The organism is Chloroflexota bacterium (genome assembly GCA_018825785.1).
GTDB lineage: Bacteria > Chloroflexota > Dehalococcoidia > JACVQG01 > JAHKAY01 > JAHKAY01.
This window is the reverse complement of the sequence record JAHKAY010000038.1, coordinates 17973-39868: the sequence shown is the minus strand read 5'-3', so window position 1 is coordinate 39868 and position 21896 is coordinate 17973. Positions and strand designations below refer to the sequence as shown.

The window sequence follows — 21896 nt, the reverse complement described above, 5'->3', positions numbered from 1 at the left end:
TTGTTTTGTCAAGTCCCTTTTTGGGATAGACCCCGCAGGTGGTGGAGGAACCACCAGGCGATGAGGGCCAGGGCCCCCAGGAGGAAGGATTTCAACATCCTAAATCTTCCATTGACCGAGGATGGCCAAGGTTATAAGCCCTATGCCAGCAAGGAGCGCCCCTACCCAACCGAGAAGGCTCAGGCAGGTAACAATCACTCCGGCAATAATTACCCCTGCGACAATGGAAAGGAGGGCCTTTTTAAACTCCATACCGAAGAGAAAGGCAGCGATGGAACCGGTCCAGGCTCCAGTGCCAGGGAGGGGCACGGCTACAAACAGCATAAGCCCAACCCTTTCATATTTCTTAATTAGTCTCCCTTGCCTCCTCGTGCGGGCATAAACCCAGCGCAGGACTCGCTCGCAAACCCCAATCTTGCTGAGGAGCCTTGACAGTTTATCCCAGAGGACGAGAAGGAGAGGCACTGGTAGAAGGTTACCTATCAGAGAAATGGCAAGAGCAGAATACCAGGGGAAATCGTAGGTGTAAATAGCCAGCGGTATTGCTCCCCGTAGTTCCACCACTGGTGAGGCGGCAATGAGGAGCACTCCAAAAAATTCTTCCAAGTTCACTAAAGCTGGGTAAGTCTAACAAAGAAAAGGAGTCAGGTCAATTCCGGCGAAGTCTAACAGCAAGGTGGGGCTGGGTCAAGACTTCTGTTGATTTCCTGGGGGGGCTGGTCTAGAATTTCTGGTGATGCAGCGGGTTTTAGCTATGGTCCTGGCCGGGGGGGCCGGGGAGAGGCTCTCTATCCTTTCAGCAGAGAGGGCCAAGCCGGCGGTACCCTTTGCCGGCCGGTACCGGATTATTGATTTTGTCCTCTCCAACTGTGTCAACTCCGGCATCTTCAAGGTAGCCATCCTCACCCAGTATAACCCCCGTTCCCTGTCGGCGCATATCGGCATTGGCAAGCCCTGGGACCTGGACCGCTCCAACGGAGGGGTCACCATCCTCCAGCCCTATCTGGGGCTGGGGAAGGGGGAGTGGAACCGGGGCACGGCCGATGCCATCCATCAGAACCTCTACTTTGTCCAGGACCACAAGGTGGAAGACGTCCTCGTCCTGGCCGGGGACCATATCTATACCATGCGTTACGACCATATGATAAGCTCCCACCGCCAGCGCCGGGCCGATGTCACTGTGGGGGTGGTGGAGGTCCCTCTGGAGGAGGCCCACCGCTTTGGCCTCGTCACCCTCAGCCCCCAGGACAGGATTATAGAATGGCAGGAGAAGCCTGCCCATCCAGCGAGCAACCTGGGCTCCATGGGCATCTATGTCTTCAACCGGGAGGCCCTCTTCAAGATCCTGGAGCAGGCCATCGCGGGCGGCCGCTACGACTTTGGCCGGGACGTCCTGCCTGCCATCCTGGACAAGTACCGGGTCTTTGCCTACCGGTTCCGGGGCTACTGGAGGGATGTGGGCACGGTGGAGGCCTACTGGCAGGCAAGCATGGACCTCATCCAGGACCTCCCCCCCTTCAACCTCTATGATGAGGAGATGTCCATCCACAGCAAGGTCCGGGACCTGCCCCCCAGCAAGACCGGGCCCAACGCCCGCATCTCCCGCAGCCTGGTCTCCCACGGCTGTATCATCAATGGGACGGTGCTGAACTCCATCCTCTCCCCGGGGGTCTATGTGGAGGAGGGGGCAACGGTGGTGGACTCGGTGCTCTTTGATGATGTGGAGGTGGAGCGGGGGGTGGTGGTCCACCGCTGTATTGTGGACAAAGAGGTGAAGATAGGCGCCGGCTCCACCCTGGGCTTTGGGGAAGATAATACCCCCAACCGGGATAAGCCGGAGCACCTCAATACCGGCATCACCATCGTGGGCAAGGGGGCCCACATCCCCCCGGGGATTAAGGTGGGCCGCAATGTCAAGATAATCTGCTGGGCGGAGCAGGAGGACTTCCCCTCGGACTTCATCCCCAGCGGGGAATCGGTGGAAAAGAAGTCCCCCGGCCGCCACCGGGTATGAAACCATCCCCTCTATGAAGCTGGGGGCCTTCACCTTCCTCCTCCACAGCCACATCCCTTACTGCCGTCAGGCGGGGCGCTGGCCCCATGGGGAGGAATGGCTCCACGAGGCCGCCTCGGAGACCTATCTCCCACTCCTCCTGGCCCTCCTTTCCCTCTGGGAGAGGGGCATCCCCTTCCGCCTCACCATCACCATGACCCCTGTCCTCCTGGAGCAGCTGGCCGACCCCCTAATCCGGGAGCACCTGGAGGAATTCCTGAAGGACAAAGTCCGCCGGGCAGAGGAGGATATAAAGCGCCTGGAGAAGGAGGAGCACCGCGCCCGCCTGGCCCGCTTTTACCGGGACAGATACCAGGGACTTCTGGAGGGCTTCTACTCTCTGGGGGGGGACCTGGTGGGGGGTTTCCGCCGCCTCCAGGAGGAGGGCTATATTGAGGTGGTGGCCAGCGCCGCCACCCATGCCTATCTGCCCCTCCTGGAGAGGGACTCCTCCATCTTTGCCCAGCTCCGCACGGGGGTGGAGGGCTACCGGCACCACTTCCGCCGGGAACCCCGGTCCCTATGGCTTCCGGAGTGCGGCTACCGGCCGGGATTCTTTACCGGCAAAGGGGGAAAATCGTATATCAGGCCCGGGCTGGAGGCCTTCCTGGAGAAGCTGGGGATAGGGCTCTTCTTTGTGGAGACCCACCTGATTGAGGGGGGGGAGCCGGTGGGGAAGGCCATGGGTGGGGTGCTGGGGCCCTATGGCGACATCCCCCGACGCTTCCTGGTGCCCTTCCCCGCCTACCGGGAGCCGACCCTGAAGAGCACTTATCTTCCCTACTGGGTATCGGGGGCCCCGGTGGCCGCCATCGGCAGGAACAACCGCACCGGGATGCAGGTCTGGTCCGCCGACTGGGGCTACCCCGGCGACTTCCGCTACCGGGAGTTCCATAAGAAGGACGGGGTCTCTGGCCTTCAATACTGGAAGGTCACCGGCTCCTGCCTGGACCTGGCCTATAAGGACCTCTATAGTCCCGAGGAGGCCCGCCAGGTGGTGGCGGAGCACAGCGAGCACTACTCCCGCCTGGTGGAGGAGCTTCTGGCCTCCTTCCACCGGGAGACGGGCCACTATGGCATTATCCTGGCCGCCTATGATACCGAGCTCTTCGGCCACTGGTGGTTTGAGGGGGTAGAATGGCTCAGCCAGGTGCTGGAGAAGCTATCCTCGAGCACCGGGGTGGAGATGGCGACGGCTTCAAGCTACCTGGAGGCCCACCCCCCAGAGGATGCCCTGGCCCTCCCCGAGGGCTCCTGGGGGCAGGCGGGGGGGCACTTCACCTGGGACAACGGGGAGACCCGATGGGTCTGGCCCCTCATCCATGAGGCGGAAAGGCGGATGGAGGGCCTTGCGGCCCGCCATCCCCAGGCCCAGGGGCCCCTCCTGGAGGTCCTCTCTCAGGCGGGAAGGGAAGTCCTCCTCCTCCAGAGCTCCGACTGGCCCTTCCTCATCACCACAGGGCAGGCCCGGGAGTATGCCACCCTCCGTTTCCAGGAGCATCTCCAGCGCTTCAATTCCCTGGCCCGGGTGGCCGATGCCGGGGAGATAACGGGGCCCGACCTCCAGCTCTGCCGGGAGCTCTGGGAGCGGGACAGGGTCTTTCCCTACCTGGACTATCACTATTTTGAGGAGAGGGAGGGGCGATGAAGGTCCTCTTCGTTGCTGCTGAGGCGGCACCGGCGGCCAAGGTGGGGGGGCTGGCCGATGTGGTGGGGTCCCTGCCCAAGGCCCTGGCCGGGCTGGGGGTTGAGGTGGCAGTTGCCCTCCCCCTCTACGGAATGATTGACCCCCAGCGCTTTGGGGCCAGGGAGGTGGCCCGCTTTAAGGTGGAGGCCCTGGGCCGGGAGGAGGCGGTGGGCTTGAAGGTGGGCTTGCTCGCCCCGGGGGTGGGCCTGTGGCTCTTTGAGAACCCCACCTATTTTGCCCGCCCCGCCATCTACTACGGGGAGCCCGATGACCGGGACCGCTATTTCTTTTTCTCCCGGGCGGTGCTGGAGGTTCTCAAGGACCCACCCTTTTCCCCCGAAGTCCTCCACTGCCATGACTGGCATACCGGCCTCCTCCCCCTCTGGGCCGGCGAGCGGGCGACGGTTTTCACCATCAACAATTTGGCCTATCAGGGCCCCTTTGACCAGGACTTTATGGCCCGTTCAAGATTGAAAGAAGATTTCATCCCTCCCCACCACCCCAGGGCGTTGAGCTTTATGGCCGTGGGCATCCTCCATGCCGATGTGGTCAACACTGTGAGCGAGACCTACTCCCGGGAAATCCTCACCCCGGAATATGGGGAGGGGCTGGAGGGGCTCCTGGAGAGCCGGAAGGAAAGGCTCTTCGGCATCCTCAACGGCATTGACTACGATGCGTTTGACCCGCAGAAAGACCCCTACCTCCCCCGGCCCTACAGCGCCTCGGACCTGGCGGGGAAGGGGGAGGCCAAGGAGGCCCTCCAGCGGCGCATGGACCTGCCGGCTAGCCCCGATATACCCCTTATCGGCATGGTCTCCAGGCTGGATGAGCAGAAGGGGCTGGATATACTTGAGGAGGCCCTGGAGCTGGCCTTTTCGCGGGCCGACTTCCAGCTGGCCATCCTGGGGAGGGGCCGGCCGCAGTATGAGGAGATGGTGAAGGGGCTGGCTCAACGCCGGCCCCGGCAGCTAGCCGTCCAGGTGGCCTTTGACGATGCCCTGGCCCACCTCATCTACGCGGGCTCGGCCCTTTTCCTTATGCCCTCCCGCTTTGAGCCCTGCGGGCTGGGGCAGATGATAGCCATGCGCTACGGCACCGTCCCTATAGTCCGCCGCACCGGGGGCCTGGCGGATACCGTCGCCGACCTCAGCCCCGCCCTGGCCAAAGGCCGGGGCTTCGTCTTTGATGCCTATGAGCCTGCTGCCCTTGCCGGGGCCCTAGTCCGGGGGGTAAAGTCCTACCAGCAGAGGGAGGCCTGGAGGAATCTCCAGAAAAGGCTCATGGGCCTGGACTTCTCCTGGGGGGCCTCGGCCCGGAAATACCTGGCCCTCTACCAGAAGGCCCTGGCGCTCAAGGGCCGGAGGGGATAGGTGAATCTTCTGGCGCAGTCCCCGGCGGTGGAGGTGGAGGGGCTAAGCTACAGCTATGGGGAGACTAAGGCCCTGGATGGTCTCACCCTCAGAGTAGAACAGGGGATGACCTATGGACTCCTGGGGCCCAACGGGGCGGGGAAGTCCACCCTCATCAGGGTGCTGGTGGGCCTCCTCCGGTCCCAAAAGGGGAAGGTAAGGGTGCTGGGCCGTCTTCCCGGGCGGGGTGTGGCCCAGGAAATCGGCTATATGCCCCAGCTCAGCGCCCTCTACCTGGAGCTTACCGCCCGGGAGAATGTGGGCTTCTTTGCCCGGCTCTATGGCCTGGCCAGGAGGGGGGAGAGGAAGGAGAGGGTGGAGGAGGCCCTGCGCCTTGTAGGCCTCTGGGAGCGCCGGCAGGACCCGGTGCACCGGTTCAGCGGTGGCATGAGGCAGCGGCTGAGCCTGGCCTGCGCCCTGGTCCACCGCCCCCGGCTCCTCCTTCTGGATGAGCCAACGGTGGGGCTGGACCCGGAGCTGAGGGTGGCTTTCTGGGAGCACTTCCAGGCTCTGGTGAAGGAGGGGAAGACCCTGGTTATATCCAGCCACACTATGGACGACGCCGCCCACTGCCAGCGCCTGGCCTTCCTCCGCCAGGGAAGGGTGGTGGCGGAAGGTGGCCCGCAGGAGCTGAAGGCAGCCACGGGAAAAGAGGGCGCTACCCTGGAGGAGGCCTTCCTCCACTTCATCCGTAAGGGAGGTGAACGTGTCCCTTGACCGGGCCCTGGCTATTGCCGGCAGGATTGTGAGCCAGATGCGCCACGACCCCAGGACCCTGGGGATGATGTTCTTTGTTCCCCTGTTTCTGATGACGCTTATCTATCTCAGCGTGCCGGACCAGCCAGGGCTCTTTGACTACCTGGCCCCGGCTGGCCTGGCGGTGGTGGTATTGTTCTTTGTCTTTATCCTCACCGGGGTGAGCTTCCTCCGGGAGCGCCTCCAGGGCACCCTGGAGCGCCTTATGGCCTCCCCGGCCACCCGGGCCGACCTGGTGGTGGGCTACCTCCTGGGCTTCTTCCTCTTCGCCGCCCTCCAGTTGGTGGTGTTGCTATTGTTCACCATCTGGGTGCTGGGGATGAAATACCGGGGGAGCCTGGGGGAGGTGCTGGCATTTCAACTGCTTGTGGCCCTCGGCTCCCTGAACCTGGGCATCCTGGCCTCCACCTGGGCCAGGAACGAGTTCCAGGTGGTGCAGTTCATCCCCCTCTTCATCCTGCCCCAGTTCTTGCTGGGGGGCCTCCTCTGGCCGGTGGAGCAGATGCCCTGGTATCTCCAGGACCTCTCCAGGATAATGCCCCTGAGGTATGCCATCGAGGGCCTGCGGGGGATTATGCTGGAGGGGAACGGCTTCTCCGGGGTCTTGCCCCAGCTGGGGTTTCTGGGGGGCTTTGCCCTGGTGATGCTATTTCTGGCGGGGCTCAGCCTGCGCCGGACCTCTTGAAAGCCCTACTCCTATCAGGCGCAGGAAGGTCTTGAGGCCCCCGTGGCCCAGGGCCCGGGTGATGAGGCGGGAGTGCCAGTCAAAGGAGAAGCCCCCCACCATTTCCTCGGCCAGCCCCGAGTCCTTGAAGAACCGGACCAGCTCATCCATCTGGCGGTCGGAGAGGCGGGAGAAGATGCCCCTGGCCCAGCGCCCTACCCTCAGCTCTTTCCCCAATACCCTCTGCCATTCCTTCTGGTAGGGGGCCAGGCCCCGGGCGGAGAGGTCCCCGGAGGAGAAGGCCCGCTTCAGGGTGGCCACCGCCGCCCTTGCCCCCAGGAGGCCGTAGTAGATGCCGCCTCCCGTGGTGGGCTTGACCTGCCCCGCCGCCTCCCCCACCGCCAGGAGCCTTTCCCCGTAGGTCCGGGGCAGGGGGCGGAGGGGGATGGGGGCTGAGGCGGGGCGGGGGGGAATGGAGTCTATCCTGCCCCTTCCCTTCAGGTGCTCCAGGAGGGCCTGGAATCCGGGATAGGGCCTGTTGCCCATGAGGCCCACCAGGGCCCGGCCGGGCCGGGTGGGCACCAGCCAGCCGAAGAAGCCCCGGGAAAAGCTGTTCCCCAGGTATATCTCCACCCCCTCCACCGGGGAGGCCACCTCCGCCTGGATGCCTGTGGTGGACTCCCGGATTTCCCCCAGTCCCGCATGGGAGGGCAGGGTGGGGCCGAAGCCGCAGGCCAGGACCAGGGCCTCCCCCTGCCAGGTGGAGTCCCCTTCCCCCAGCGCCACCACCTTCCCCCCTTCCGTGGCCAGCCCTCTGGCCCTGGCACCCCAGGCATACTGCGCCCCCCGGGCCTGGGCCCTCTCTGCCAGGTGGCGGTCCAGGGCAGGCCGGTCCAGGACAAAGGCCTGGGGCTCCTCCCTTTCCAGGGCCACTTCCAGGCCGGAGGGGGAAAAGACTGTTGCCCCCTTCACCTCCCGCAGGACCAGGCCGGGGGGGAGATTCAGCAGGTCCAGGCATTCCCTGCCCACGATACCGGTGCAGGTGATGTCCTCCCCGGGGGCCTGGTGCTCCTCCAGGACCAACACCCTCAGGCCCAGGCCGGCCATCTCCCCGGCCAGGTAGCTCCCCACCACCCCCCCACCCACTATCAGCAGGTCATACATTGCAGGGAGCATTCTATCAGACATGCCCGCCTGGCTAAAGGGATGACAGGGCCGGAGATAGAGGATAGAATATGGCCCGATAGGCAGGATGAGCATCTGGGATAGATACGCCGAGTTCGTCTATCGGGTGGCTACGGGAAAAAGGGGGCTTAGAATTATCCTCACCCCGTCGGCCGCGTTACTATTCTATGGTTTCGTGGTGCTTTCCGTCTTCGCCTCCCTTTGGGTGGACAGATGGCTCTCCTTTCCCCGTTTCAGCTCCTCGTGGTGGAGCCTCGGGCTATCTATCCCTCTCTTGCTTCTGGGCTGGCTCCTCGGTGGCTGGCCGGTTGTGGCCTTTTTCCGGGCCGGGGGCACCCCGGTCCCCTTCAATCCACCCCCAAGTCTGCTCACTACAGGGCTCTATGCCTATGTCAGAAACCCCATGTTCCTTGGCGGGTTCCTTTTCCTCCTGGGGCTGGGGGTCCTGCTTGGCTCCATGTCTCTCACCTTTATCTTTGCACCCCTTCTTATTGTTCTCTATGGCTTCTATGTCAAAGCTGTTGAGGAGAAAGAGATGGAGAAGAAATTCGGGCAGGAATATCTGGAATACAAGAAGAGGGTGCCCATGTTCATCCCCAGGGTAGAAACGATACGGAATATCGCCCGCCGACGAAGGGCGGTTGGTCCGACCAGACATTAGGCCAGACCGTCACCCGATGGCGATTATGATAGCCATTGCCGCAAGAAGAACACTGCCCATCTTTGGGATGTGTTTTTCGTACCGGGCGAGTTTGGGCTGGAGCTGTTCGTAGAGTTTGACGCCGATGATGGTTGCCGTGATGAGCCCCAGCAGGACCGAAACGCCGTACGCCATCATAAGGGTCCAGGCATTGAGACCGCCGGCTGCCAGAGCGAGCAGGGCGATTTCCTCCTCGTGGGCAAAACCCAGGATGAAAGCAAATGAAGCCAGTCCCAGGAGGCCCAGCACAACTGCTGCCCTGTGCTCATGCTCATGGGTGTGTTCGCCTTGCCCTGGGTGTTCATGCCCGTGATTGTGCTCCGTTTCTGGACCGCCGGGATGACGATGACCATGTTGCCTTTCCAGGTCGTCCACCTTTTCTCTGAACAACCTGAAAGCCAGGACCAGCAGCAAAGCCGCGGCAACATACTTCATCCATGGGGCTTCAAAATCCAGCCAGTTTTGGAGTAGAACATAGGCGACAACAACGGCTATGGATGACACAAGATGCCCAATGCCGATAATGAATGAGCTGAGAGTTGCGCTGGCAACGGCGTTTCTTCTCTTCATGGAGTACAGCACGGCCACTGGCCAACCGTGCCCGGGCTCAAAGCCGTGCAGAAGCCCTATCATCACCACGCCAACATATGCTGGGTTGAACACTTCTCACCCCTGTGAACGAATTGCCACATCATTATATGCCTTAGCCGAGAGCAGGAAAACGGCAACATGAGGCAACCGTTCATTGCTACCCCTTTTGTCAGTTGTATCTGGACCAGCCAGGGGGATGACAGGGCAGGGGACAGGCGCTAGAATAGAAAGCTAAGATATGGAAAGGCTGGTCGTGGGGGTGGATGTGGGGGGGACCAATGTCCGCTCGGCCCTGGTCAATGAGATGGGAGAGGTCCTCCTCCGGGCCAGGCAGCCCACCCGTGCCGGCGGGGGGGTGGGGATGGTGCTGGGCCAGCTCTCTATGGCCATTGAAGAAGTCCTTGTCGGGGCAGGAAATGCCAGGGTGGAGGGAATCGGCCTGGCCTCTGCGGGGATAATAGATATGGGGAGGGGGGTGGTCACTATCTCTCCCAATATCCCGGAGTTCCAGGACTTGCCCATAAGGGAGAGGGTGGAGGAGAGGTTTGGCCTCCCTACTCTTCTCCTGAACGATGCCAGCGCCGCCGCCCTGGGGGAGCACACCTTTGGGGCCGGCAGGGGTTTCCATCACCTCCTCTACCTCACTATCAGCACCGGCATTGGCGGCGGCATCATAGCCGATGACCGGCTCTACCTGGGAGCCCAGGGCGCGGCCGGGGAGGTGGGTCATCAGGTAATTGAGGCCAAAGGGCCCCGCTGCCACTGCGGCAGCCGGGGCTGCCTGGAGGCCCTGGCCTCCGGCTGGGCTATCGCCCGGGAGGCCAGGCGGAGGCTCAAGAAGCGGATGACGGCGGAGATGGTCCATAGAGCGGCCCGGGAGGGGGATCCCCTGGCCCGGGAGGTAATTGAGCGGGCGGGGGAATATCTGGGCATCGGCCTGGCCAACCTGGTGAACATCTTCAACCCGGAGCTCCTCATCCTGGGGGGCGGGGTGGCCAACATGGGGGAGCTACTCCTGGGGCCGGCGGAGAGGGCCCTGCGCCAGAGGGCCTTTGCCCTTCCGGCGGGAATTGTAAAGATGGTCCCCCCAGCCCTGGGAGATGACCCTGGCCTCCTGGGGGTAGCCGCCTGGTTCTTCAGGCAAGGAGGGAGCAGGTGATATACTGGGCACCCTTCTTCCATTTCTATCAGCCCCCAACCCAGATGTACAGCGTGCTCAAGAAGGTCTGCGATGAGGCCTATTACCCCCTCCTCCAGGTCTTCCGGGACCATCCCCATGCCAAAGCGACGGTGAACATCCAGGGGGTGCTGAGCGAGATGCTCTGGGAGAGGGGGGAGAAGGGGGTGCTGGAGGGCCTGAACGAGCTGGCGGAGCGGGGCCAGGTGGAGTTTACCGGCTCGGCCAAATATCACCCCATCCTCCCCCTCATCCCTGTAGAAGAGATGAAGCACCAGATAAGGCGCAACCAGCTCACCAACCGCCACTTCCTTGGTGACCTATATCAACCCCGTGGCTTCTTTCCCCCGGAGATGGCCTGGAGCCGGGAGGTCCTGGAGCCGGTGATGGAGTCCCGCCACGAGTGGCTGCTCCTGGCCGGGGTGGCCTGCCCCGCCGCATGGCCCATGGACATCATCTACCAGACTGAGGTGGACGGGGAGCGCCTGGCGCTGTTCTTCCGGGACGATATCCTGAGTAACAAGATCAGCTTTCAGGGGATTGACGGCCCGGGTTTCATCCAGCATCTCCGGGGCCTGCGCAGTGACAAGGGGGATATCTATGTAATCACGGCCATGGATGCCGAGACCTTCGGGCACCACATCCTGAACTGGGAGAAGCTCTTCCTGCACGAGGTCTATGATGCCATCGTCCCCCACTCCCCGGAAGCCCCCTTGAAGCAGAGGCGGGCCCTTGACCAGCAGGCCCGGGACCTCTTTAACTATGCCCCGGCGGAAATAACCATAGTCACCATAAGCGAGCTCCTGAAGCGCTTCCCCCCGGGCGCGGCGGTGGAGCCCCGCGCCGGCTCCTGGTCCACCAGCCTGGAGGACATGAAGGCGGAGAACATATATCCTCTGTGGAATGCCAAAGATAACCCTATCCACCACAAGCAGTGGGAACACCTGGGCCTGGCCATAGCCCTGGTGAAGAAGACCCTCAAGCTGGCCGACAACGCCGATAGCTGCCGCTACGCCGACATCGCCCGGGGGCTCCTGGACCCCGCCATGCACAGCTGCCAGTTCTGGTGGGCCTCCTGCAAGCCCTGGTGGGACATCAACATGATCCACCGGGGGCTCATGGAGCAGCAGGAGGTCATCCTCAACGCCTACCGGTCCATCCAGCTCTCCGGATGCCCTGAGCCCGAGAAGCGGGAGGCCTATTACAAGCTGGTGGCCTCCAGGGACCTGGCGGTGAAGATAGTGGACCGGATCCTGGCGGGTTCGGCTTGACGTTCTACCTGGGCTTGGCCATCCACAACCACCAGCCGGTGGGGAACTTCCCCTGGGTGATAGAGGAGGCCTACCAGAAGGCCTACCTGCCTATGCTGGAGGCCCTGGAGAGGCACCCCCTGATAAGGCTTTCCCTGCACAACTCGGGACCTCTGATAGACTGGTTCCAGGAGCAACGGCCGGAGTACCTCCGGCGCCTGGGGGCCCTGGTCCGGCGGGGACAGGTGGAGGCGATGTCGGGGGGCTATTTTGAGCCCATCCTGCCCGCCATCCCCGACCGGGACAAGGTGGGACAGATAGAGAAGCTCTCCCGGGCTCTGGAGGGGTTCTTCAGCGTCCGTCCCACCGGTCTGTGGCTGACGGAAAGGGTGTGGGAGCCCTCCCTCCCCCGCCCCCTCCACCAGGCAGGGGCGGAGTGGACAGTGGTGGACGATATCCATTTCAAGATGGTGGGACTGGAGGGAGGGGACCTCCTCGGCTACCGCCTCACCGAGGAAGAGGGGCACCCACTCAAGGTCTTCTCCTCCCTCAAGGCCCTGCGCTACTCCATACCCTTTAAGACGGTGCCTCAGGTCATGGACTACCTCCGCTCCCTGGCCGAAGGGGGGCCGGGGCATATCGTGGTCATGGCGGATGATGGGGAGAAGTTCGGGGTCTGGCCGGGGACCTATGAACGCTGCTGGGAGGAGGGCTGGGTGGAGGAGTTCCTCTCCGCCATAGAGGGGAGCGCCTCCTGGCTTACCCCAATCCCCCTGGGGGAATATGCCACCAGCTTTGCTCCCCTGGGAAATATCTACCTACCCTGTGCCTCCTACGATGAGATGCTGGAGTGGGCCCTTCCCACCCAGAAGACCGAGGCCCTGGAGGCCCTGAAGCGGGAGTTCCAGGCCCGGCCGGAGGTGCTGGACTTCCTGCATGGCGGCTTCTGGAGGCACTTCCTGGTGAAATATCCCGAGGCCAACTGGCTCCACAAGAGGATGCTCCGGACTCACCGCCTGGTCTACCGCGCCCTGGAGAAGGGGGTGGACGGACGGGATGACCTGTGGCGGGCCCAGTCCTGTTGCGCCTACTGGCACGGCATCTTCGGCGGCCTCTACCTGGCCGACCTCAGAGCAGTAGCCTACCATCACCTCCTCCGGGCCGAGAGACAGGCCTGGGGCGTCCTGGGGCCTTCAGGCTGGGAGAGGGAGGATGTGGACCTGGATGGCAGGGAGGAGGTGGTCTACGAGGGCAGAGACCAGGGCCTCTTCTTCAGGCCGGGGGAGGGGGGGGCCCTGGGGGAGTGGGACCTCTACCTCCCTGCCTCTAACCTGCTGTCCACCCTGGCCCGCCGCCCGGAGGCCTACCACCGGGCCCTCCTGGAGCGGGGGGGGGAGGAGGGGGGACTGAAGAGCATCCACGACCTCGTCCGCATCAAAGAGAAGGAAGTGCTCACTCCCAGCTATGACCCCTTTCCCCGGACCTCCGCCCTGGAGCATTTCCTGGAGGAAGGGGTGGGCCTGGAGGATTTCGGCCACGGGGAATATGCCGATGCCGGGGACTTCGCCGGGGGTGCCTTTGAGACCGATGTTGCGGGTCGGTGCCTTGTCCTGAGGCGGGAGGGCAGGGTGGGGGGCCAGCCCCTCCTTTTGGAAAAGGCCTTCAGGGTGCTGGACGAGGGTTTTGAGGTGGAATACCGGCTGGAATACCGGGGGGGCTCTTCCTGGAGGGGCGTCTTCCTCTCCGAGTGGAACCTGAACCTCCTGGGTGGGGGGCATAACCCCCAGGCCTACTTCCGGGCAGGGGAGGCTGCCGGCCTCCTGGACAGCAGGGCAGAGCTTAAGGCAGAAGCGATTGTCCTGGGGAACCGCCACCTGGGGGTGGAGCTGAAGCTGGCTCTGTCTCAGCCCGCCCGGCTCTGGCTTTTTCCCGTGGAGGCCTTCTCCAACTCGGAGCAGGGCGTGGAGAGGGTCTATCAGGGGACCTGCCTGGCTGTCTTATATCCCGTAGAGCTCAGGCCCGGCCGGGGGTGGGGGGTGCTCCTCCGCTGGCAGGCCAGGACACAGGAGAGGTGAAGCCCAGGGCCCTGGTGGTGGAGGCATCCCCCGCCCGCCGCCGCCTACTGGAAGCCGTCCTCTCCGTGGAGGGCTTTGATGTCCAGGTCCAGGCCGAAGCCGGGGAGCAAGGACACCCGCCCGACCTGGTGGTGCTGGGCTCCTGCCTTTCCGGGACTGACCCCTTTTCCCTATGCTCCGGGATAAAGGAGCGGGATGGGCTGGTGCCGGTGCTGATGGTGGCTGAAGGGGAGGAGGGGAGGCTCCGGGGATGGGAGGTGGGGGCCGATGAGGTCCTCCTCCGCCCCCTCCGCCGGCGGGAGCTGGCCTCCCGGGCCAGGGCCCTTGTCCGGCTCAGGCGGCTCTATGAGGGGCTGGTGGAGGGGGAGAAGGTGCTGCTGGCCCTGGCCGAGGCGGTGGAGGCCCAGGACCCCTATGCCCGGGGCCACACCAGAAAAGCCATGGCCGCCGCCCTGGCCCTGGGGGAGAGGTCCGGCCTCTCTGCCGAAGACCTCCGTGAGCTGCGGCTGGGGGCCATCCTCCATGATGCAGGCAAGGTAGGCCTGGACCGGGCCATCCTCTTGAAGGGGGGGGAGCCTTTCCCCCGAGGAGTGGCGGGAGGTGAAGGCCCACCCGGCGCTGGGATGGCGCATTGCCCGGCCCCTGGGGAAGGGGGTGGGGGAGGCGGTCCGCTATCACCACGAGCGCTGGGACGGCGGGGGCTACCCCGACGGGTTGAAGGGAGAGGAGATACCCCTTCTTGCCCGGATAATGGCCCTGGCCGATGCCTTTTCCGCCCTCGCCTCCCCCCGGCCCTACCGCCCCGCCTTCACCCCGGAGAGGGCCCGCCGCATTATCGCCCAGGAATCGGGAAAACAGTTTGACCCGGGGCTTGTCCGGCTCTTTCAGGATCTTCCCAGCTTGCAAGAAGGCATCTAGAGGGGATAGAATGGTCTTTGTGGTGAGCGTAGCCGAGCGGTTCAAGGCGCCAGGTTGTGGCCCTGGAGATCGAGGGTTCGAATCCCTCCGCTCACCCCAGCGGCTGTAGCTCAGCGGACCAGAGCACTGGTCTTCGGAACCAGTGGTCGTGAGTTCGAATCTCACCAGCCGCGCTATCTGTTTCAGGACTCCTGCGTGACATCTTCTGACTAGCAGGTCCTATGAACGTTCTGGTGACTGACGATGCCCTAGCTTCTTTGGCCTGGTTGAGGACTGCACAGACGGTGGTCGAGACCCCTGTTTCGCTTCCCTTATCGCGCGGGCAAAAGAGTTCAGTACGAGCTCGGCCTCAGGCACGGTGAGGACCAGCGTAAGCGCCCCTGAACGGCCAGCCCCGGGCCTGCTCCAAGCTCAACCGGCCCGAGAACCTGATGGCGCTGTGCGCCCACCACCACGGCCAGGCCCACGCCAGGGCCAAGAAGCTCCGAGTTGCCCTGGTCCTGCCTGCCCCGCCTCCAGCTCCCGCCCGCCAGCTCGCCCTCCTGCCAGCCTAGCCCCTAGCGTTCACAAGCGTTCACACATGCCGTTATTAGGGCCCTAACAGGGTGCCGAAAAAGGGGGTGCCCAACCAAACGCAGATACGAAATATCCGACAGATCCAAAGCTAAGGTCTCGTTCTACGGGACTTTTTCATCACCCTGCTAGGTCAAGATTTCATTGTCACGCCATTCCATGAGGCTACTTGCCCAGACTCGGTCTATTGCCGTTTCTAGCACAGCCTTGCGCGGTTCAGGTATATCCAGCAGGGGCGGCAAAGTACGGCCGTCAAACTGTCCCAGGAAATGGCACTGTTTACGAAGCAAGAGTATTGTGGTTCTGGCGCCTCCATAGGTAACCCAGTCCAGTGTCTGAAGGTGAGGCTCAATCTGGTCCCGCACATGGCCGCAGACGCGATTCAAAAAATACTCTATCTGCTTTTCCCGGTGCCGGGCGAAACGGGCCTGCGAAGAACCACCCTGCTTGTGCCTTGCATGGACAAGACCGGTTCCCACCTTGCTTCCGACTAGCTTTTGACCCTGATAGACACCGATAGCATATGCGCCAAGACGTATTAGAATGAGGGCAACCTTGTAGTCGTGCGTCAGCATGGAACGCAGCCCCTCAATATCGTAGTTCTGATAGAAGCCCTTCTCCTCGACTGGGAATGGCGGCGTAACAAGGCACTTTCGCGACGGTCCCCAGAAAATGATAACTCCCTGTTTCGAAGCAACGGCAAACTCACTCAGCTCTGGAGGTATACCCTGCAAGCCAAGCGTTTCTCCAAGAGACTTGTTCACTTCACCAGGTTCTAAGCCGGGCGGCAGATACAGTGAGACACCTTCACCACTGGCCTCTCTCAGCTCATCAAGAAAGTCAAGCATTCTCTGCTTGCCAAGACGAAAACGCCTTGCCGCCATCATCTGGATAACGCTGTTCTCACTCATTGGGTACCTGACGCCTTGAGGATAACGTTGGTTGCTCCCTCACCACCTTCTCTCCGCTCGGCAGGGCGGGAGGACTCGACCAAGGGGTGAGAAGCCAAACAATCTCTGGCAGTCTTACGTACTGCGCCGGTGCCGACACCATGAACAATACGTACCTTGCTCAAATTGGCCAGGAAGGCGTTGTTGAGATAGTTATCGAGCAGCAGCTCTACTTCATCCGCACGCTTGCCCCGAAGGTCCAGTTCGAGTGAAACCGGCTGTCTTCTCGACACCTTTGTTGCCGGGGTGAATACCGGCGTTGCCCCCGCAGAAGAAGGGCCGACCTTCTCCAGGCTACCAAGACTTAGCTTGAGCCTCGTCTGCCCGGCCTGCACCTCGACCTGCTGCGTCTTGTCCGATACTGATAGTACAGTTGCCTGCAAGCCGGTTTCTTTAAGCAAGACGCTATCGCCTACGGTGATGGCGTCCTTGTCTGCCACATGTTCATCCGTCGCCTTGTCCGCCCGGGGCTGCCAAACCTGGCTTTTCATCTGCTCGCGCATGGCGGCCAGCGCCTTTCTGGCCCGCTCGATTCCTTCTCTGGCCTTCTCTTTGCGTAGCTCTGATTCAGCCTGACGTATTTCCTTTTGCAGCTCAGCAGCCTCGCGGAGTACCCTGTCGCGGACCTCTTCAATGACTTGCCGTTCCTCAGCTCTAGACTGTTGAAGTTCATTCGCCAGTTCAATCTTCCGCCGTTCTACATCTGCTTTCTCCGTCTCCAAGTCATGACGCAGGGCTTCAACTCCTCGCTTTTCACTGGCCAAATCAGCTAGCAGGGCCTCCAACTCCTGGGTACCCTTGGGCAGCATCTCTCTGGCGACGCTTACGATTTCGGGGGGTAGACCCAGGCGTGAAGCGGTGGCCAGCGCATTGCTGCCGCCCGGAACACCCACTGTCAGATGAAATGTGGGCTTCAGCGTAGCTGGGTCAAAGTCAAAGGAAGCATTTTGCGTCCCCGGAGTCACATGCGCAAACACCTTCAACTCCCCGTAGTGCGTGGTAGCCACGGTCATCGTTCTCCGCGCCAGAAAATGGAGCAAAATCGAGCGGGCCAGGGCACCCCCTTCAGCCGGGTCAGTGCTGGTACCCAATTCGTCAAGAAGTACAAGGCTCTTTTCCGTAGCACTCGTGACGATTCTTACGACATTGCCCATGTGCCAGCCGAAGGTGGAAAGTGTCTGCTCGATGCTTTGCTCGTCGCCTATGTCGGCGAATACACCATCAAAGACCGGAAGGCTACTTTCGCCCGACGCCGGTATCGGTATGCCGGACTGCGCCATGAGGCTGAGCAGGCCGATTGTCTTCAGCGCCACCGTCTTACCACCCGTATTGGGGCCGGTGATTACAAGGCAGGAGAAGTCCCGTCCAATCTCTATAGTAAGTGGCACCGCTTTCTCTGGGAGCAATGGGTGTCTGGCCTCAACAAGCTTGAGCACGCAACCCTTTCCGCCTTCCTCAAAGACGGTCAGCTTGGGCTCTGTGGCCTGCGACTTCCTGGCATACCTTGCTTTGGCCAGAGACACGTCAAGCTCAGCAACAAGGGCCACATTCCGAAGAATTTGCGCTTCGTTGTCACCAACCTCAGCGCTCAGGTCAGCAAGAATCCTCTCTATCTCATCCCTTTCTTCCGTAACGAGCTCTCTAAGCTCATTACCCAGCTCCATAATCCCCCATGGTTCAACGAATGCTGTAGCTCCTGTGTTGGAAACATCATGAACGATGCCCTTCAGTGCCTTTCGAAACTCCATTTTGATGGGAATGACATATCTTCCCTCTCGCTCCGTGACCATAGGTACCTGGACTATCTTGATTCCCTGAGGCGTCTTCATGATGGCTTCGAGACGTCCCAAGACCTGCTTGCGCACTTGCACCAATCGCTGCCTGACGGTGGCCAGCTTGCGAGAGGCGCTATCAAGCACTTCGCCACTTGGCTGCAGGCACCTGGCGATAGCCTTCTCGAGATGAGGCAGCGGAACGATGCCACTGGCGATGCCCCAGAGCAGGGGCACTTTCTTTGATAATTCTTCCAGGTCGCTGCGAACCTGACGGACAGCAGCCAGGGCTTTTCGAATTTCTAGGATGGTCTGTGGTTGGAGAACCTTGCCCCGAGCCGCCATTGTCACCGCCTGGCGAATGTCGCCCACCTCACCGAGATAAAAGTCCGGCTTCAGTGAAAGAAGCTGACGTGCTTCCGCCGACTGCCTGAGCAGCAAGGAAATCCCCTCACAATCAGAAAGCGGGTGAATAGCCATGGTAAGTTCGCGGCTGGCCGGGAATGAAGTGAAGCCAGCGAGTATCTCCCTTACGCGGTCGAACTCGAGAATCTCCAGACTCTTGTCATCCATGGCAAACCTGCTTCATTTGCGCGAGTATATCCAATACATTATACCGTCTCCACGCAATTTGGAGCCAAGAGTTGGACAAGGAATTGAAGGCGGCTGAAGCAAGGGTCAGGAAACGCCTCTACGGCCTGGCCGTCCCCTCGACGCGCAAGTCGAAAAGACAAACCGAGATTTCAACAAATCTGTTTTCCAGTAGCAAAGAACTCCTTCCGTACGTCTCTATCAGATAGTCCTTGACTGAAGCTTCTCCCTGGTGAGACAAGACCAGCCACATTCTTCGTTTCCCAGCGACGGCCTTGTCTACGAGGCCAGCTATCTTTTCGTTGTCCGTCACGTCCGGGTCTATGCCAAACCGTTCCAAGTCCCCCCTATAGTAGTAGTCGAAGGGAATCTGACAATAGGAGGCGCAGATGACTATAACATCATCTGCTTGAGAGTCATTCTCAATAAAGGCTGCTACCTCTCTCCATTGTTCCTTCACGTCATGCGCATAGTAGTCCCTCAATCCAGGCAGGGACAGTGCGGCAACAAGCATAAGCAAGGCATACACGGCTTTCTTGTTGAAGGCGCTCATACCTCGTGCCGCCAACAGGTACAAGGCAGGCGACGCGCCAATTGTATATTTCGTGAAATAGATGGGGGTGGAAACCTGGGATATAAAGAAAGGTATCACGATGGGGAAGGCAAACCATACGAGCAGCAGCAGGATTTCTTCAGCAGGTCCAAGCGAGATGTTCCAACTCAGCCCCTTGAGACTCTGTATGGGTCTGCTCAAAGCCCATTTGCCACTGAGCCTCTCAATAGCAAAGAGCCCCATCAGGCACAGGCAAGAGAAAACCAGTACAAGAAGAAGCCGCCCCCAGCCAGACCCAATGTACGTTGCGATGGTGTCAGCCAGACTCGCTGAGGAAGGTTCTGATATCCAAAAGCCCTTTGATATCGCCGAAACTCGCCCAAGAAAAGTAGGTATCCAGGGCGAAAAGAACGCGGCTGTAGCTATCTGCACCCCCAGGAACCGCGACCTCAAGCGCCTGTACTTGCCCCAGAACAGGAGGAAATAAAACACTTGCGAAGCTATCACGAAGAGGGCGTAGACATGGGTGTAAGCCAAAAAGAGGTTGCACAGGAAGTAGCAAGGGAAATGCCATTTTCTTGTGTTCTCCGCTTTCAGTATTGTTATGAAAAAGAAGAATGATAGCAGTGTAAGCAGCAGGAGCAGACTGTAAGCCCTGGCTTCTTGAGAGTAATAGATGTAGTAGTAGGATATGGCGGATAGGAAACTGCTTATGAGGCCCACTCTCCTGTTGAAGAGCCGACACCCTACTTGATATATGAGGAATACGGAAATGATGCCGAAGATTGCCGATAGAGACCTCGCTGCTATTTCACCCGTTCCAAAAAGAAGCATCCAAAAATGAAGAAGGGCGAAATACAAGGGCGGTTGATTGTGGAGTGTCCCGGATGATTCCGCCACCGATACCAGGCTGGCCTGAGACCAGACTACACTGGTGGCTTCATCCAGCCACAGGCTTTCGCTACCCAAGTCGAAAATCCTGAGGAGATTTCCCAAGAGTATTATCGCGAGTAGAGCCAGAACTGGCCTAGACTCCCGTGACATAGCCCTCTGCGTCTCTAGCCTGAACCGCCCCCCCCGCCCCCACCTCCCCCGCCTCCACCACCGCCGCCGCCTCCACCCGCACCTGAACCGCCGCCGGTGAAAGTGCTATGGATGGTGCTGGTCATGCTGCTGAACGCGTCAGCTATAGAACCAAGGGAGGGATGACCGGATGCCGCTGAAATCTGCTGCCCGGAGGGTGACCACGCATAGAACCAGGTGGGGGCTGAAGCATCGAGTTCGCTGAATTGCTTCACCCACCGATGACCCAGTCCAAACAATACCGCATACGGGAGATAGCTATCCCAGACAGCGATGGTTGTTGCCGCCAGTTTTCGGTCTTTGGCCACATTCTGGAGGTATTTGCGGAAAGCTGTCCAGGGGGCGGCTTCCCTGGCTCCATGCTCGGTCATCTGGGGCAATCTTGGAGCCAGACATATAGCCACAAGACCCAGGACAGACAGCGCAAGAAAGGGCGCAAAGATGAACTCAGCGAACCGGTATGCGAGCAGGCTCACCGCCAGCCCTATCACCACAGCGCCAGAGACCAGCACTATTCCGGGGACATACAGGCGCTTCATTGACCTGGAAGGCTCTTCGGCGAAGAATCCCTGTCTGACGGCTTCCTCTTCGGCGCTCCTGTTGAAGTCCTTGGGCAGGGAAGATAGGGAGCTTCTTCTGCTGGATAGCCGTTCTCCTTCAGGGCTGCTGACGGCCTGGGAGACAAGACGCTCAAAAGAAAACCTCTCATCGTCCTTCAGCTTTCTGATGATAAGGTCTTCCCTGGTGCCGAAACGGTGTTTCTCTTTCATCTCTTCAATCTCGATGGTGCCCCTTCTGGCCAGGTCAAAAATGGTCGCCGGCAATGCCGCAGGGCTAGTGTGCCGGGACACAAGCAGGGCGACAAGGGCGGGTGGCAGTTCGCTGGGAGGAGAAAGCAAAATATGAGGGGTAGTAGCGAGGTCAGGCTTGGCACCGGATGTAGCTAGTCTCCGCCGCAGCCAGAGAAATCCGACAAAGGGGATTACTGCCAGGGCGAGCACGAGTAAGCCGAGATTCACCCACGGCTTGACATCGAGGTCATAAGCTTCGAGCCGTTCCACACCGGCCTGCCACGCAGGCGGTGTGCCGCTAACTATCCCGTGAGGGAAGAGGATTCTTATTTCCAGTTCCTCTTTCGGGGCCAGGTTTGCCGCTGCAAACTCGACATTACTTGCATCAACAAAACGACTTCGTGCGGGGGCTCCGTAGCTGATGAGTTGGACCTGCTCACGAGGCAATGGTCCGGGGAAGTGAACCTCTACCGTGGCCTGGCCAACCGGCACATCCCGGTCCCCAAAGACGGCTTTCCAGTAAAGCTGGTCACCCCTTTCATCAAAGCGAAGCCCACCGCGTACCGTATACTTGACGTAGAAGGTCCGAATCATGTTCACGGTTTCAGGGAACCACCAGCCAACATGAAGTCTATTGCTCTCAACCCAGGTAGAGAAAGCACGGGCGTCGCCACCCGGGGCACCGCCGGTCTCTCTTCGCTCCTCTATCCATTCCCTCACTGCCGGGTTGGCCGGATACTGATGCCCCTCTTCCCAGACTTGAACATCGTCTATGCTCTCGACCCTATCCAGCGGTATCCAGCGGTAGGCGTAATGGTAGGTACCTGACGCGTAGTTCAAGCGCTGTGTCTCCGTAATCTCCATTTCTGAATTGGGTAGAATATCGATGTCAACGATGATGGCATCGTAGGAATACTCTGTCTGGTCAGCCTGCACCACATGATACGATATGGACAGCAGCAGAGGAGCCATAACCAGAATGGCTATAGGCAATCGCCTCCTATGAGCCATCAGTCTTCCTCCATGGGACTACTCTTCAGTGCCAGATTATGCTACTCCACATGTGTAGTGTCAACGCTAACCACAATCTGACGAACGGTTGCGCGATCCCTGTGCGG

At 60.8% G+C, this 21896-nt stretch carries 18 protein-coding genes and 2 tRNA genes; 12 read left to right on the top strand and 8 right to left on the bottom strand.

What is annotated here, in order from left to right; all coding sequences use genetic code 11:
• Positions 1 to 99: 99 nt before the first annotated feature.
• Positions 100 to 612 (bottom strand): small multi-drug export protein, encoded by a 513-nt coding sequence (locus KJ624_05920; protein ID MBU2009351.1) that lies wholly within the window; start codon positions 610 to 612, stop codon positions 100 to 102.
• A 142-nt stretch (positions 613 to 754) separates the two neighbouring features.
• On the opposite strand from KJ624_05920, the gene KJ624_05915 reads away from it, so the two are divergent.
• From KJ624_05915 to KJ624_05895, 5 genes are read left to right on the top strand one after another with little or no spacing between them, the layout of a single operon-like run.
• Positions 755 to 2014 (top strand): glucose-1-phosphate adenylyltransferase, encoded by a 1260-nt coding sequence (locus KJ624_05915; GenBank protein ID MBU2009350.1) that lies wholly within the window; start codon positions 755 to 757, stop codon positions 2012 to 2014.
• Between the two features lie 13 nt (positions 2015 to 2027).
• Positions 2028 to 3701, top strand: coding sequence for a DUF1957 domain-containing protein (locus KJ624_05910; GenBank protein MBU2009349.1), 1674 nt, complete (start codon positions 2028 to 2030; stop codon positions 3699 to 3701).
• Positions 3698 to 5110 carry a glycogen synthase gene (locus tag KJ624_05905; protein MBU2009348.1) on the top strand — a complete coding sequence of 471 codons (1413 nt, stop codon included), beginning with the start codon at positions 3698 to 3700 and terminating at the stop codon, positions 5108 to 5110. The genes KJ624_05910 and KJ624_05905 overlap by 4 nt, the downstream gene beginning before the upstream one ends.
• Positions 5111 to 5866, top strand: a complete 756-nt coding sequence (locus tag KJ624_05900) for an ABC transporter ATP-binding protein (GenBank protein MBU2009347.1) — start codon at positions 5111 to 5113, stop codon at positions 5864 to 5866. It begins immediately after the preceding gene.
• Between the two features lie 37 nt (positions 5867 to 5903).
• Entirely contained in the window at positions 5904 to 6590 is a 687-nt protein-coding gene (locus KJ624_05895; GenBank protein MBU2009346.1) for an ABC transporter permease, read from the top strand.
• Here the strand turns inward: KJ624_05895 and KJ624_05890 are convergent.
• Positions 6552 to 7733: an NAD(P)/FAD-dependent oxidoreductase gene (locus tag KJ624_05890; GenBank protein ID MBU2009345.1), complete on the bottom strand. Its 1182-nt coding sequence runs from the start codon at positions 7731 to 7733 to the stop codon at positions 6552 to 6554. The two genes, KJ624_05895 and KJ624_05890, sit on opposite strands and share 39 nt — an antisense overlap.
• A gap of 88 nt (positions 7734 to 7821) precedes the next feature.
• Here KJ624_05890 and KJ624_05885 point away from each other — a divergent pair, with 88 nt between their 5' ends.
• The gene (locus KJ624_05885; GenBank protein ID MBU2009344.1) at positions 7822 to 8415 is read left to right on the top strand and encodes a DUF1295 domain-containing protein; all 594 of its coding nucleotides are present in this window, start codon (positions 7822 to 7824) and stop codon (positions 8413 to 8415) included.
• Positions 8416 to 8424: 9 nt separating this feature from the next.
• Here the strand turns inward: KJ624_05885 and KJ624_05880 are convergent, their stop codons facing one another.
• Positions 8425 to 9117 (bottom strand): nickel/cobalt transporter, encoded by a 693-nt coding sequence (locus KJ624_05880; GenBank protein MBU2009343.1) that lies wholly within the window; start codon positions 9115 to 9117, stop codon positions 8425 to 8427.
• A gap of 166 nt (positions 9118 to 9283) precedes the next feature.
• Here KJ624_05880 and KJ624_05875 point away from each other — a divergent pair, with 166 nt between their 5' ends.
• From KJ624_05875 to KJ624_05865, 3 genes are read left to right on the top strand one after another with little or no spacing between them, the layout of a single operon-like run.
• A complete protein-coding gene (locus KJ624_05875; protein MBU2009342.1) occupies positions 9284 to 10204 on the top strand; it encodes an ROK family protein in 921 nt (306 codons plus the stop codon).
• Positions 10201 to 11493, top strand: coding sequence for a hypothetical protein (locus tag KJ624_05870; protein ID MBU2009341.1), 1293 nt, complete (start codon positions 10201 to 10203; stop codon positions 11491 to 11493). The genes KJ624_05875 and KJ624_05870 overlap by 4 nt, the downstream gene beginning before the upstream one ends.
• Positions 11490 to 13547, top strand: coding sequence for a DUF1926 domain-containing protein (locus KJ624_05865; GenBank protein ID MBU2009340.1), 2058 nt, complete (start codon positions 11490 to 11492; stop codon positions 13545 to 13547). Before KJ624_05870 ends, KJ624_05865 begins: the two co-directional genes overlap by 4 nt.
• A 170-nt stretch (positions 13548 to 13717) precedes the next feature.
• On the opposite strand, the gene KJ624_05860 is transcribed toward KJ624_05865, so the two are convergent.
• Positions 13718 to 14179, bottom strand: a complete 462-nt coding sequence (locus tag KJ624_05860) for a hypothetical protein (protein ID MBU2009339.1) — start codon at positions 14177 to 14179, stop codon at positions 13718 to 13720.
• On the opposite strand from KJ624_05860, the gene KJ624_05855 reads away from it, so the two are divergent.
• The 3 genes from KJ624_05855 to KJ624_05845 all read left to right on the top strand — a co-directional run bounded on the left by KJ624_05855 (position 14148) and on the right by KJ624_05845 (position 14638).
• Entirely contained in the window at positions 14148 to 14465 is a 318-nt protein-coding gene (locus KJ624_05855) for an HD domain-containing protein (protein ID MBU2009338.1), read from the top strand. The two genes, KJ624_05860 and KJ624_05855, sit on opposite strands and share 32 nt — an antisense overlap.
• 22 nt (positions 14466 to 14487) lie before the next feature.
• Positions 14488 to 14564, top strand: a tRNA-His gene (locus tag KJ624_05850).
• Positions 14565 to 14638 (top strand) — tRNA-Arg (locus tag KJ624_05845).
• Between the two features lie 528 nt (positions 14639 to 15166).
• On the opposite strand, the gene KJ624_05840 is transcribed toward KJ624_05845, so the two are convergent.
• The 4 genes from KJ624_05840 to KJ624_05825 form a co-directional block, all read right to left on the bottom strand.
• A complete protein-coding gene (locus KJ624_05840; protein MBU2009337.1) occupies positions 15167 to 15949 on the bottom strand; it encodes a hypothetical protein in 783 nt (260 codons plus the stop codon).
• The gene (locus KJ624_05835; GenBank protein ID MBU2009336.1) at positions 15946 to 18333 is read right to left on the bottom strand and encodes an endonuclease MutS2; all 2388 of its coding nucleotides are present in this window, start codon (positions 18331 to 18333) and stop codon (positions 15946 to 15948) included. Before KJ624_05835 ends, KJ624_05840 begins: the two co-directional genes overlap by 4 nt.
• Positions 18334 to 18451: 118 nt before the next feature.
• The gene (locus KJ624_05830) at positions 18452 to 19948 is read right to left on the bottom strand and encodes a glycosyltransferase family 39 protein (protein ID MBU2009335.1); all 1497 of its coding nucleotides are present in this window, start codon (positions 19946 to 19948) and stop codon (positions 18452 to 18454) included.
• 14 nt (positions 19949 to 19962) lie between these two features.
• Complete coding sequence (locus KJ624_05825) at positions 19963 to 21771, bottom strand: DUF2207 domain-containing protein (protein ID MBU2009334.1); 1809 nt, start codon at positions 21769 to 21771, stop codon at positions 19963 to 19965.
• Between the last annotated feature and the right edge of the window lie 125 nt (positions 21772 to 21896).

What these genes read in the sequence shown, in the direction of transcription:
- KJ624_05915 (MBU2009350.1), top strand. Translation starts at nt 755, where the DNA reads ATGGTCCTGGCCGGGGGGGCCGGGGAGAGGCTCTCTATCCTTTCAGCA.
- KJ624_05910 (MBU2009349.1), top strand. Translation starts at nt 2,028, where the DNA reads ATGAAGCTGGGGGCCTTCACCTTCCTCCTCCACAGCCACATCCCTTAC.
- KJ624_05905 (MBU2009348.1), top strand. Translation starts at nt 3,698, where the DNA reads ATGAAGGTCCTCTTCGTTGCTGCTGAGGCGGCACCGGCGGCCAAGGTG.
- KJ624_05895 (MBU2009346.1), top strand. Translation starts at nt 5,904, where the DNA reads ATGCGCCACGACCCCAGGACCCTGGGGATGATGTTCTTTGTTCCCCTG.
- KJ624_05890 (MBU2009345.1), bottom strand. Translation starts at nt 7,733, where the DNA reads ATGTATGACCTGCTGATAGTGGGTGGGGGGGTGGTGGGGAGCTACCTG.
- KJ624_05885 (MBU2009344.1), top strand. Translation starts at nt 7,822, where the DNA reads ATGAGCATCTGGGATAGATACGCCGAGTTCGTCTATCGGGTGGCTACG.
- KJ624_05875 (MBU2009342.1), top strand. Translation starts at nt 9,284, where the DNA reads ATGGAAAGGCTGGTCGTGGGGGTGGATGTGGGGGGGACCAATGTCCGC.
- KJ624_05860 (MBU2009339.1), bottom strand. Translation starts at nt 14,179, where the DNA reads ATGCGCCATCCCAGCGCCGGGTGGGCCTTCACCTCCCGCCACTCCTCG.
- KJ624_05840 (MBU2009337.1), bottom strand. Translation starts at nt 15,949, where the DNA reads ATGAGTGAGAACAGCGTTATCCAGATGATGGCGGCAAGGCGTTTTCGT.
- KJ624_05835 (MBU2009336.1), bottom strand. Translation starts at nt 18,333, where the DNA reads ATGGATGACAAGAGTCTGGAGATTCTCGAGTTCGACCGCGTAAGGGAG.
- KJ624_05830 (MBU2009335.1), bottom strand. Translation starts at nt 19,948, where the DNA reads ATGTCACGGGAGTCTAGGCCAGTTCTGGCTCTACTCGCGATAATACTC.